We start from the raw sequence: 12,852 nt of genomic DNA on the forward strand, positions 1-12,852 counted from the left end.
CATATAAAACCATTTTTTATATGAATAGGTTGCGTAAATCTGAGTAATTAAGGCTGAGAAACGTGTGTAAATCGCGTAATATCCGTAGGTAATAATTTAAAGAGGATAAAATAATGCGCAAAGTAGTTTTGTTAGTGGCAGCGATGTCACCATTTTTTATGAGTTCGGCTCAAGCAGTATCTGTGAGTGCGCAAGCGGGTAAGCACTATACTGAATTATCGGCGGGCTTAGGTAATCAAAATGCAGGTCTTGCGTTTAACGGTTCTTGGGCACGTAGTGATCATGATGGTCAGATGGGAAGTTTAGGGGCTACATTTGGCCTCCCCGTTGGGCCTTTTGCTGCGTATGTTGGGGGTAAAGGCTTGTATCTATCGCCAGACAATAACAGCAGCGGCACCGCATTAGCGGTAGGTGGTGGTTTAAATTGGCAGGCTCTGCCTTCACTGAATATTTATGGTGAAGCCTATGGTGCACCAGAGTCACTGACTTCAGGTAGCAAGTCTTACGTTGAAGCAAAAGCAGGTGCACGTTATACGGTGTTTAAGCCATTATCAATTGATGCGGGGTATCGTGTAATTGAAATGAAAGGCTCACACAATAAGTCGAATGAAAAAATTGCTGACGGCCTTTACTTAGGCGCTGGTCTTTCATTCTAATATTGTCACCTAATGTTTATTGCCCTTAGCTGTTAATGCAAATTTGCACCTAGGGGCATATTTTTTATTTGGCTGTATTTACATATTTTTAAAGCAAATGATTATTTTTTGGTTATTTATCCTCAGATGCTCATGTGTTTTTAGGGTATTACTGTAATGAAGTTAAAACATCACGATTTAACCCCGTGCTTTTCATGATGATTTCGGGACTAACGCCATTTTTAAGCAGCTGTGCAGCCATAGTGAGCTTGGCCTCTTCTCTGCCTTCTTCTCTACCTTGTTGAATACCTTCTTGGCGGCCTTTATTTTGTAGGCGCTGTGCAATACTCATAATAGTCTCCCTATGTTGGTCTGTTTGCTCTTCTAAGGTTTGAACGACTTCTTCAAAGTTTGTGGCATCTAACGCAATAAATAGGTAATTAAGGATGGTAACCACGTCGTTGTCGCTATTATAGTGCTTATTGAGTGCTTGTGCCAAAAGTGGAAGAACCCGCTGAAACTCATCACGTAAATATTTATGTTTCATGGCCAGTTCCATCACTGCGACTTTACGGTGGTTTACTAACTCGTTATCGTCTATAACCGTGACATCGACTAAAGGAAAAGGCTCCGTATATAGCTGATTTGCTATCTTAGAGAGGGGAAAGCAATCAGTCCATAATAAAGAATGTGGATAGGGGGAACGGCCCCCGTGGTAAAAAAGAACAGGTACGACAAGCGGTAACGCAGTATTTCCTTGTTGCATATGCTGGTTCATTGCTAAAAAAGCATAATGTATTAAGCGCCATGCCATTAATTTATCAGGGGTAGATTGGTGTTCAACGAGCAAATAAAGATACCCTTACCCGTATGTAGTTTGAACAGAATATAAAACATCAGATAAGCGAGAGCGTAATTGTTTATCAATAAAAGATGAGTTTGTGAGTGCTAATGTATTGAAATTACATAGTGATTTTATATGTTCAGGTAAGTGAATTTCAAAGAAATCACGTGCACTATCAATGTTTGTCATGAACCCCTTAAATGCTGCATCATGCGCAGCAGAAACACTTTTCCTTTGCATCCAACTCGCTCCCTTATTTATCTATTAACTACAATAAAGTAAGAAGGTCTGATTGTCTTTTCGGTATTATTAACTGTGATATGGCGTAATAAAAGAAAAAAACTTTGCTTTATTTGCTAATAATGAATATTAAAAGATTAAATAGATAGGGCAGGATGCATTTGATTTATGGGGGGTACAAATAAAAAAAGCCCCAAATTGATGTTATTCAACTCGGGGCCTAATCGGGCAGTTCATTAACCGACGTTTGGTAGGAAGCCTGCGACGATGGAGAATTGGATAGCAATAACAGCAACACCACAGAGTAACACTAACGCAAGAACAGGAGTGCCTCCTTTTACTTGATATCCACCTTTAGACTCTACCTTACGAACTTGCATGGTGAGTAGTGCAGGGATAATCAAAGCAAGAACAGACAATGCTACCGCGGCGTATGTTAAGGCTTGAACAAAACTACTGAAAAATAGCGCAGCAAGTAACGGTGGAGCGAAGGTTAATAAGCCTGTTTGAGTACGGCCGAATAAGCTATTACTTCGTTTAAACAAGTCAGCAAGGTAATCAAATAAGCCTAAAGCAACCCCAAGAAAAGAGGTCGCAAGTGCTAAGTCCATAAATAGGCTAACGGCAATATTGACTCGTGGAGTTGCAACCACATCACGAATTGCGGTTAATAAGCCATTTAAGCCGGATTCTTGTGCCAAAATACCGAGGAATGTACTGGATGGAATTGATCCTAGTGTTGCTATTTGCCAGAGGATATAGGCAACCAATGGTATTGCGCTACCTGTAATGAAAATCATACGCAGTTTACGGACATCACCATTCATATAGTTAACTAAGCTAGGAACACTACCGTGGAAGCCAAATGAGGTGAATATAACGGGAACAGCGGCAAGTATTAAGCCTTTTTCGATCGGCATCGTGCTTAAATTAACTGCTTCAGCATGGGGCATCATGACAACTAACATGATGATTAGGAAAATCGTTTTTGCGGTAAATAAAATTCTGTTAATAAAATCAACGGAATGAGTACCAATACAAACAACAGCACCACCAACGACGGTAAATGCAATAATGGCAGCCTCGGTGCTAATGGAAATACCCCACCAAGAAGAAAGGCTGTCAGATATCAACACACCTGCGCCGCCAATGTATGCCGTTGTTAAGGCATACATTAATAATAACATGCTTAAGCCAGTGACAACTTGGCCAACGGGGCCAAGGTATTTTTTTGCGACGGTACCTAAGCCCATATTTGCAGGGTTATGCTGGTAGACCTCGACTAACAATAATGAGGTATAGCTCATCAACATCCATAACCCAACAAGCAAACAAACGATGCCTGTAAAACCGACGCCTGCAGCGGCAAGTGGCATTGCCAGCATCCCTGCACCTATTGTTGTTCCTGCAACGATTAACACACTGCCAAGGGTACGATTCTTCACAAGTTCCTCTAATTGAATCTGAATAATTAATAAGTGATGCAGATTATGCGATTGTGCGTATTGTGTCAAATGTGAATTACAGTGAGTGTAAGAAAATGTGTACAGCATTTGAGGGCGATACAACAATAAATGGCCTATTAAAAAGCAAAGTTAATTAACTAAAGAAAAAATGATTAATAAAGGTAACTAAAGGTAAATTTAAATTTGATTTTTTGTTAAAAGAAGTAGTGTAATCAATTGATTATAATGAATTATCTGGTGGACTGAGTAGTATGGCAGTTACTTAAGGTAAAGAGTGTGATGAGGTCACAATAAATACAATAAAAATAAAACTATATTGGATTTTAAATTATCATAAATCAAATTAATGCTTGAAAATCATCTCGATAATAGGAGGCAAATACATATAAAAGGATGGAACTATGGACTTTATGATTCAACTCGCCATTATCCTTGTTTGCTTGTTCTATGGGGCAAAAAAAGGTGGTATGGCATTAGGGCTGCTTGGTGGTGTCGGTCTTGTCATCTTGGTTTTTGGATTCGGCTTGCCACCAGGAAAACCACCTGTTGATGTTATGCTTGTGATTATTGCTGTTGTTGCCGCATCAGCAACGTTACAAGCATCAGGTGGTTTGGATGTCATGCTGCAAATTGCAGAACGATTACTACGAAAAAACCCAAAATACATTTCTATTGTGGCACCATTCGTTACCTGCATCTTAACCATTTTGTGTGGTACAGGTCATGTGGTGTATACCATTTTACCTATCATCTATGATGCGGCGATTAAAAATAATATTCGTCCTGAAAGACCAATGGCGGCAAGTAGTATAGGTGCGCAAATGGGGATTATTGCCAGCCCTGTGTCTGTTGCGGTAGTGTCCTTAGTTGCCATGCTTAACGGTGTGACTATCAATGGTAAGTCTTTAGAATTCCTAGATTTATTGGCGATTACTATCCCTTCAACCTTAATCGGTATCTTAGCGATTGGTATTTTTAGCTGGTTTAGAGGGAAAGATCTCGATAAAGACCCAGTATTCCAAGAGTTTATATCTGTTCCTGAAAACCACGACTACGTGTATGGCGGTAGTGTGACACTGCTTGACAAAAAACTGCCAAAAATTAACTGGGTCGCGATGTGGATTTTCTTAGCATCCATCGTGGTTGTTGCGTTACTAGGTGCATTCTCAGAGCTAAGACCATTAGTGAATGGTAAGCCGTTATCGATGGTGTTAGTTATTCAGATGTTTATGCTGCTGGCAGGTGCGCTCATCATCATTATTTGTAAAACTAATCCAGGGCAAATTTCAAAAAATGAAGTGTTCCGTTCGGGGATGATTGCGATTGTGGCAGTGTATGGTATCGCGTGGATGGCAGAAACCATGTTCGGTGCCCATATGGATGAAATTAAAAGCACATTGGGGTCGTTAGTGAAAGACTTCCCGTGGGCATATGCGGTTATCTTATTACTGGTCTCTAAATTTGTTAACTCGCAAGCGGCGGCTCTGGCAGCGGTTGTGCCTATCGCGTTAGGTATTGGTGTTGACCCTGCTTATATTATTGCGTCAGCGCCGGCGTGTTATGGTTACTATATTTTACCGACTTACCCAAGTGACCTCGCAGCGATTCAATTTGACCGTTCAGGGACAACACGTATCGGTAAGTTCGTTATCAACCATAGTTTTATCTTACCTGGGTTGATTGGGGTAGGTGTATCCTGCGTATTTGGCTGGGTATTTGCAGCGCTTTATGGCTATCTATAATAGGTAGAACCATCAATTAGGATAAATAAATAGAAAAGCGATTGCATTAAAAAATGGTGCAATCGCTTATTATATTAGCCAATTTCGATATCAGTCAGAGGGTGGCAGCAACAGGGTAAAATTTCCCCATCCTGCACAAATGCCAGCGGTTTACGTTTGTAACCCACTTTCCCGCGCAATAATGTTACTCGGCAAGAGCCACAATAACCTTCACGGCATTGATATTCCACAGGTATACGGCTATCTTCAAGCGCTTCAAGTAAACACGAATGAACGTCAGTGTGGTAAGGGACATGCACACCCTGCGTGGTACGCAGGGTGATTTTATGACTGGCCATACTTACAGTTCAAAGTCGCTCAAATCATCGGTATTGACTTCAGAGTCAATTTGCCCGACTAAATAAGAACTGACTTCAACTTCTTGTGGCGCCACTTGAACGTTATCTGATACCAGCCATGCATTGATCCATGGAATTGGGTTAGAACGACCTTCAAATGGCAGTTTTAGGCCAACAGCTTGCATACGAATGTTGGTGATGTATTCGACATATTGGCACAGAATATCTTTATTCAGGCCAATCATAGAACCTTCACTGAACAGGTAATCTGCCCACTCTTTTTCTTGCTCTGCTGCCTGCACAAACAAGTCATAGCATTCTTGCTCGCACTCTGCTGCAATTTCTGCCATTTCAGGGTCATCTTGGCCTGAGCGTAACAGGTTCAACATATGTTGAGTGCCTGTTAAGTGTAAAGCTTCATCACGTGCAATCAGCTTGATAATTTTAGCGTTACCTTCCATTAGCTCACGTTCTGCGAATGCGAATGAACAGGCAAAGCTGACATAAAATCGGATTGCTTCCAGTGCGTTAACACTCATTAAGCACAGGTATAATTGTTTTTTCAGCGCACGCAATGAAACGGTGATTTGTTTTCCGTTGCAGTTGTGTGTGCCTTCGCCGAACATGTGATAATAGTTGGTCATTTCGATGAGGTCATCATAATAACCAGAGATATCTTTCGCGCGTTTTAAAATTTCTTCATTTTCAACAATATCGTCAAAAATAATTGCCGGGTCATTCACGATATTACGGATAATATGCGTATATGAACGTGAGTGAATGGTTTCAGAGAACGCCCACGTTTCCACCCAGGTTTCCAGCTCAGGAATCGAAATCAGTGGCAGTAATGCCACGTTAGGGCTGCGACCCTGAATAGAGTCAAGCAGCGTTTGGTATTTCAGATTACTGATAAAAATGTGTTTTTCGTGATCTGGCAGCGCATTGTAGTCAATACGGTCACGAGAGACGTCAACTTCTTCAGGACGCCAGAAAAACGACAATTGTTTTTCAATCAGCTTTTCGAAAATCGGGTACTTTTGCTGATCATAGCGTGCCACGTTAACAGGTTGGCCGAAAAACATCGGCTCCTGCATTTGGTCATTTTTTTTCTGTGAAAATGTTGTATATGTATGTGACATAACAATTCCTATTAAATTTTACACGCGCCGCCTTCACAATCGGAATCTGCTGACTCAACAACTTCTTCCAGATCGCCCTGAACATCTTCCGCGCCATCGCGGGTGTTATGGTAGTAAAGTGTTTTCACACCAAACTTATAGGCGAGCAATAAATCTTTTAGCAATTGGTTCATTGGTACTTTGCCGCTCTCGAAACGAGTTGGGTCATAGTTTGTGTTTGCAGAAATCGACTGGTCGATAAATTTCTGCATAATACCAACGAGTTGCAGGTAGCCGTTGATAGATGGCATTTGCCATAACAGTTCATAAGCCCCTTTCAGGTTTTCGTAATCTGGTACTACTTGGCGTAAGATGCCGTCTTTTGATGCTTTAATACTGATGTAGCCACGCGGTGGCTCAATGCCATTGGTTGCGTTAGAAATCTGTGATGATGTCTCAGAAGGCATCAAAGCAGACAGTGTTGAGTTACGCAGACCATAAGTCTGAATATCTTTACGCAGCGCTTCCCAATCGTAATGCAGTGGTTCATTGGTTAACTTATCGAGTTCTTTTTTATAGGTATCGATAGGTAATACGCCTTGTGAATAGGTCGTTTCATTGAACCACGGGCAAGCACCTTGCTCTTTCGCTAAATCGTTTGATGCTTTTAACAGGTAATACTGAATAGCTTCAAAGGTCTTGTGCGTTAAATTATTTGCGCTACCGTCTGAATAGCGAACACCGTGTTTTGCTAAGTAATAGGCATAGTTAATCACACCAATACCTAATGTACGGCGACCCATAGAGCCTTGTTTAGCTGCAATAATTGGGTAGTCTTGGTAGTCGAGTAGGGCATCCAATGCGCGAACTGCTAGGATGGCTAACTCTTCTAATTCATCAAGGCTATCAATCGCACCTAAGTTAAATGCAGACAGTGTACATAATGCAATTTCGCCTTCTTCATCATTGATATTATTCAATGGTTTAGTTGGCAGCGCGATTTCTAAACACAGATTAGATTGACGGACAGGGGCAACCTGCGGGTCAAATGGGCTGTGTGTATTACAGTGGTCAACGTTTTGAATGTAAATTCGGCCTGTTGACGCACGCTCTTGCATCATTAATGAGAACAACTCAACCGCTTTAACGCTGGATTTACGGATGGTCTCATCTTGCTCATATTGCACATATAAACGTTCGAATTCATCTTGGTCTGCAAAGAATGCATCATACAGACCTGGGACATCTGAAGGGCTGAATAGGGTGATGTCTTGGTTCTTAATCAAACGTTCGTACATCAATTTATTCAATTGCACGCCGTAATCCATATGGCGAACACGGTTACCTTCAACCCCACGGTTGTTTTTCAGGACTAACAGGCTTTCAACTTCAAGGTGCCAAATTGGGTAAAATAAGGTTGCAGCACCACCACGGACACCACCTTGAGAGCAAGATTTAACCGCAGTCTGGAAGTGTTTGTAGAACGGAATACAGCCAGTGTGGAAAGCTTCACCACCACGAATAGGGCTACCTAATGCACGGATACGGCCCGCATTCACGCCAATTCCAGCACGCTGAGAAACGTATTTAACAATCGCACTTGATGTCGCATTGATGGAATCAAGGCTGTCACCACACTCAATCAGGACACAAGAGCTGAACTGACGAGTCGGTGTACGTACCCCCGCCATAATAGGCGTAGGTAAAGAAATTTTGAATGTTGAAACCGCATCGTAGAAACGGCGAATATAGTCTAAACGAGTTTCTTTCGGATAATGGGAGAATAGGCAAGCCGCGACTAAAATGTAGAGGAATTGCGCGCTTTCGTAGATTTCGCCTGTTACACGGTTTTGAACTAAATATTTCCCTTCAAGTTGTTTAACTGCGGCATAGGAGAATGTCATATCACGGCTATGATCAATGAATGAATCCATTTCATTCAGCTCAGCTTCGCTATAATCTTCCAGAAGATGCTTGTCATACTTGCCCATTTCAACAAGGCGTTTTACGTGCTTGTAGAGTGCTGGTGGTTCAAATTGACCATAGGCTTTTTTGCGCAGGTTAAAAATAGCAAGGCGTGCAGCAAGGTATTGGTAATCAGGGGTATCACCAGTGATCAAATCCGCCGCAGCTTTGATCATGGTTTCATGGATATCAGAGGTCTTGATGCCGTTATAGAACTGAATCTGAGAACGTAACTCTACTTGCGAAACAGAGACATTACGAAGACCTTCTGCCGCCCAAGTAATAACTTTATGGATTTTATCAAGCTCAATAGGCTCCTGATGTCCATCACGTTTCGTGACGAGTAGACTTTGATTCATGAATGTATACACCTCTAAATATTGCGATAGTAATATATTTCAACATAAAAAAGTCTCATGAAGTACATCATGAGACTAGTATGGTTACTTTTAGCTAACTACTATATATAGTAGTTAGCTAAAGGTCTTATAACAAGATAATGTTAATATGCGATTTTATCAAGTGAACAAATTAGAAGATTCTTGTGGATAACTGGTTGGATAAGAAAAGTGATCATGTCGGTAAGCTGCATGGTAAAAGGGACTAATAAAAAAAAGGCTTCCGACATGATGACTAAAATAAATTTTGTAAATTGCGATCGTTTGCTGGTTTCTTAAACGTACTGCTTGCGATTTATTCTTTTCGTGATTACTTAACTACTCACTAATTGTATGGAGCATATAATTCACATCGACATTTGGCCCCAGCCAGAACTTATCTGTGATTGGGTTGTAATGTAACCCCGTGATATGCTTATCTTTTAGTGGTGTTCCGTCAACCCAACCGATTAATTCAGAAGGGCGAATAAACTTATTCACATCATGTGTACCTTTCGGCACCATCTTCATGACATACTCAGCGGCAACGACGGCCATCAGCCATGCTTTTTTGTTGCGATTGATGGTAGAGAAAATCACATGACCACCCGGTTTAACTAATTTTGCACATGCTCTCACAACAGACTGTGGATCAGGAACGTGCTCTAACATTTCCATACAAGTGACGATGTCATAAGCATGAGGGTGTTTATCGGCGTGCTGTTCAACGGTTTCTTGAACATATTCAACAGGGATACCAGATTCGAGGGAGTGTAAGCGAGCGACCATCAGCGGGTCTGCGCCCATATCAAGACCCGTAACTTCTGCACCTTCACGCGCCATGCTTTCAGACAAAATACCGCCGCCACAACCGACATCAAGAATTTTTTTACCAAAAATACCCTCGACACGTTGCATGATATAACCAAGGCGTAATGGGTTAATACGGTGCAAGGGGGCAAATTCCCCTTCTAAATCCCACCAACGTGATGCAATGGATTCAAATTTCTCGATTTCTTGTTTATCGACATTCAAGTATGTTGGTGTTTGGGTATCACTCATTGATAAAACTCCTATTTTAACCCTATAACCGTTATTGCCTATTATGATGATACGAATTAGGCGCGGTGATAGGTGCCCGTCAATCATTGATGGTCATAATCTAGACAATAATGCACTTAAGGCAGTTATTAATGAATAATCCCACAAGTTTCGGACACATAAACTTAATTTTCCGCTATTATACATAGCTTGAAAGACAAATACCCGTCTCTTATTTTTATTAAATTGGCGAATTGTGGTATAGTTCTACTCTTTGAATCCGAAGTTATGAGGGACAGTGGTTCCATGAGCGAGATTGCCAGAGAAATCACCCCAGTCAATATCGAAGAAGAGCTGAAAAGCTCGTATTTGGATTACGCAATGTCCGTTATCGTCGGCCGTGCGCTTCCAGATGTTCGAGATGGACTGAAGCCAGTACACCGTAGAGTACTCTTTGCGATGAATGTATTGGGAAATGATTGGAATAAACCCTATAAAAAATCTGCCCGTATAGTCGGGGACGTTATCGGTAAATACCATCCACATGGTGATATCGCTGTTTACGAGACAATTGTTCGTCTTGCTCAGCCTTTCTCTATGCGTTACATGCTGGTAGATGGTCAGGGGAACTTTGGTTCGGTTGACGGGGACTCCGCAGCCGCAATGCGTTATACGGAAATCCGTATGGCGAAAATTGCCCATGAGTTACTGGCGGATCTTGAAAAAGAAACCGTAGATTTCGTTCCAAACTATGATGGTACAGAGCAAATTCCTGAAGTCATGCCAACGAGAATCCCTAACCTATTGGTTAATGGGTCATCAGGTATCGCTGTCGGGATGGCAACCAATATTCCGCCTCACAACTTAGGCGAAGTCATTAATGGTTGTCTTGCCTATATAGATGACGAAGATATTAGCATTGAAGGCTTAATGGAGCACATTCCTGGGCCAGATTTCCCAACTGCAGCTATTATTAATGGCCGCCGTGGTATTATCGACGCGTATAAAACCGGTCGTGGTAAGGTATATATCCGTGCCAGTGCCGAAGTGGAAGTCGATGAAAAAAATGGTCGCGAAACCATTATTGTCAGCGAAATTCCTTATCAGGTGAATAAAGCGCGCCTGATTGAAAAAATTGCTGAATTAGTTAAAGAAAAACGTGTTGAAGGTATCAGTGCATTACGTGACGAGTCCGATAAAGACGGTATGCGTATTGTGATTGAAATCAAACGCGATGCGGTGGGTGAGGTTGTTCTGAATAACCTATATTCATTGACTCAACTGCAAGTGTCTTTCGGTATCAATATGGTTGCTTTACACCAAGGCCAACCAAAAATCTTAAACCTGAAAGATATTATCGCTGCCTTCGTTCGTCACCGTCGTGAAGTGGTGACTCGCCGTACGATTTTCGAACTGCGTAAAGCTCGTGACCGTGCGCACATCCTTGAAGCATTAGCCATTGCACTGGCTAACATTGATCCAATTATTGAATTAATCCGTAAAGCACCTACGCCAGCTGAAGCAAAAGCAGGGCTGATTGCACGCTCTTGGGATTTAGGCAATGTGGCCGCAATGCTTGAACGTGCAGGTGATGATGCGGCGCGTCCGGAGTGGCTTGAAGACCAATTTGGTGTCCATGACGGTCAATACTTCCTGACTGAACAACAAGCACAAGCTATCCTTGATTTACGTCTGCAAAAATTAACTGGTCTTGAGCACGAGAAATTACTGGAAGAGTATCGTGAGCTGTTAGTGCAAATTGAAGCACTGCTGTTTATCTTAAGAAGCCCAGAGCGCTTAATGGAAGTGATCCGCGAAGAGTTAGAAATTATTCGTAGCACTTACAATGATCCACGTCGCACTGAAATCACTGAAAACACCGCTGACATCAATATTGAAGATCTTATCAATCAAGAAGATGTTGTTGTGACTTTATCTCACCAAGGTTATGTGAAGTATCAGCCTCTGACGGATTACGAAGCACAACGTCGAGGTGGTAAAGGTAAGTCAGCGGCACGGACGAAAGACGAAGACTTTATTGAGCGTTTATTAGTCGCCAATACTCACGATACCATTTTGTGTTTCTCAAGCCGCGGTCGTTTGTATTGGATGAAAGTGTATCAATTACCGGAAGCGAGCCGTGGTGCACGTGGTCGCCCTATCGTTAACTTACTGCCACTGGAACCAAATGAGCGTATTACCGCTATTTTACCAGTACGTGAGTACGAAGAGGGCTACACCGTCTTTATGGCTACTGCGAGCGGTACGGTGAAGAAAACGCCTCTACAAGATTTCAGCCGTCCAAGAAGTGCCGGTATTATTGCCGTGAACCTCAACGAAGGCGATGAATTGATTGGTGTTGATTTAACCAATGGTTCTAACGAAGTCATGCTGTTCTCTGCTCAAGGTAAAGTGGTTCGCTTTGCTGAAGATGCTGTGCGTGCAATGGGCCGTACTGCAACGGGCGTTCGGGGTATTAAATTAATGGACGACGATAAAGTTGTTTCTTTAATTATCCCACGCGGTGAAGGGCACATCTTAACCGTGACTGAAAATGGTTATGGTAAGCGTACTGAAGAAGCAGAATACCCAACAAAATCTCGTGCAACTCAAGGGGTTATCTCCATTAAAGTGAGTGAGCGTAACGGGAGCGTTGTGGGCGCAATTCAAGTTGATGACACTGACCAAATCATGATGATCACCGATGCGGGAACGTTAGTTCGCACACGTGTTTCTGAAGTGAGCGTTGTAGGCCGTAATACACAAGGTGTTACCTTGATTAGAACGGCTGAAGACGAAAAAGTGGTTGGATTGCAGCGTGTTGCTGAAACTGAAGATGATGAAAATGCAGATGAAAGCACCGACGAAAATGGTGCTGATGATGCAAATATCAATGATCAAGAATAAACAACGCGTTTAACTGACATAACGGGCAGCTCAGAGATGGCTGCCCGTTTTATTTCTCTCTTTGGTTATTCATTTTAACCCTTTTCATGTTTATCGTTTTTTAATATTGTAATCGAGTATAATTAGCTGTTGTGATAACGCATAATTAGGAAGGCACTTGAGATATTTACCCTCGTTTA

General features: G+C 42.0%; 8 protein-coding genes and 1 pseudogene. 3 read left to right on the top strand and 6 right to left on the bottom strand.

The features are described from left to right. Nucleotides 1–113 precede the first annotated feature (113 nt). On the top strand, nt 114–656 hold the full coding sequence (locus J6836_RS04635) for a YfaZ family outer membrane protein (protein WP_219247236.1): 543 nt from the start codon (nt 114–116) through the stop codon (nt 654–656). A gap of 148 nt (nt 657–804) precedes the next feature. Here J6836_RS04635 and J6836_RS04640 read toward each other — a convergent pair. Together J6836_RS04640 and tyrP are read right to left on the bottom strand one after the other, a co-directional pair. After that, nucleotides 805–1,719: pseudogene (locus J6836_RS04640) on the bottom strand (Rpn family recombination-promoting nuclease/putative transposase). A 236-nt stretch (nt 1,720–1,955) separates the two neighbouring features. Next, nucleotides 1,956–3,164: a tyrosine transporter TyrP gene (gene tyrP, locus J6836_RS04645; RefSeq protein WP_219247238.1), complete on the bottom strand. Its 1,209-nt coding sequence runs from the start codon at nt 3,162–3,164 to the stop codon at nt 1,956–1,958. A gap of 422 nt (nt 3,165–3,586) precedes the next feature. On the opposite strand from tyrP, the gene J6836_RS04650 reads away from it, so the two are divergent. Further along, entirely contained in the window at nt 3,587–4,927 is a 1,341-nt protein-coding gene (locus J6836_RS04650) for an anaerobic C4-dicarboxylate transporter (protein ID WP_206082329.1), read from the top strand. Between the two features lie 74 nt (nt 4,928–5,001). Here J6836_RS04650 and yfaE read toward each other — a convergent pair whose 3' ends face one another. The 4 genes from yfaE to ubiG form a co-directional block, all read right to left on the bottom strand. Further along, entirely contained in the window at nt 5,002–5,265 is a 264-nt protein-coding gene (gene yfaE / locus J6836_RS04655) for a class I ribonucleotide reductase maintenance protein YfaE (RefSeq protein ID WP_219247240.1), read from the bottom strand. 2 nt (nt 5,266–5,267) lie between these two features. After that, entirely contained in the window at nt 5,268–6,404 is a 1,137-nt protein-coding gene (nrdB, locus tag J6836_RS04660; RefSeq protein ID WP_219247242.1) for a class Ia ribonucleoside-diphosphate reductase subunit beta, read from the bottom strand. An 11-nt stretch (nt 6,405–6,415) separates the two neighbouring features. Beyond that, entirely contained in the window at nt 6,416–8,707 is a 2,292-nt protein-coding gene (gene nrdA / locus J6836_RS04665; RefSeq protein WP_219247245.1) for a class 1a ribonucleoside-diphosphate reductase subunit alpha, read from the bottom strand. Nucleotides 8,708–9,064: 357 nt separating this feature from the next. Beyond that, the gene (gene ubiG, locus J6836_RS04670) at nt 9,065–9,787 is read right to left on the bottom strand and encodes a bifunctional 2-polyprenyl-6-hydroxyphenol methylase/3-demethylubiquinol 3-O-methyltransferase UbiG (RefSeq protein ID WP_219247247.1); all 723 of its coding nucleotides are present in this window, start codon (nt 9,785–9,787) and stop codon (nt 9,065–9,067) included. Nucleotides 9,788–10,072: 285 nt separating this feature from the next. Between ubiG and gyrA the strand changes: the two genes are divergently transcribed. After that, on the top strand, nt 10,073–12,673 hold the full coding sequence (gene gyrA, locus J6836_RS04675; protein WP_219247249.1) for a DNA topoisomerase (ATP-hydrolyzing) subunit A: 2,601 nt from the start codon (nt 10,073–10,075) through the stop codon (nt 12,671–12,673). Nucleotides 12,674–12,852: the final 179 nt, after the last annotated feature.

The sequence above is a fragment of the Providencia sp. R33 genome, from assembly GCF_019343475.1.
Taxonomy (GTDB): Bacteria; Pseudomonadota; Gammaproteobacteria; order Enterobacterales; family Enterobacteriaceae; genus Providencia.

Bases quoted from the DNA above. Each gene is read 5' to 3' on its own strand.
- nrdA (WP_219247245.1), bottom strand. From the start codon at position 8,707: ATGAATCAAAGTCTACTCGTCACGAAACGTGATGGACATCAGGAGCCT.
- yfaE (WP_219247240.1), bottom strand. From the start codon at position 5,265: ATGGCCAGTCATAAAATCACCCTGCGTACCACGCAGGGTGTGCATGTC.
- nrdB (WP_219247242.1), bottom strand. From the start codon at position 6,404: ATGTCACATACATATACAACATTTTCACAGAAAAAAAATGACCAAATG.
- J6836_RS04635 (WP_219247236.1), top strand. From the start codon at position 114: ATGCGCAAAGTAGTTTTGTTAGTGGCAGCGATGTCACCATTTTTTATG.
- J6836_RS04650 (WP_206082329.1), top strand. From the start codon at position 3,587: ATGGACTTTATGATTCAACTCGCCATTATCCTTGTTTGCTTGTTCTAT.
- gyrA (WP_219247249.1), top strand. From the start codon at position 10,073: ATGAGCGAGATTGCCAGAGAAATCACCCCAGTCAATATCGAAGAAGAG.
- ubiG (WP_219247247.1), bottom strand. From the start codon at position 9,787: ATGAGTGATACCCAAACACCAACATACTTGAATGTCGATAAACAAGAA.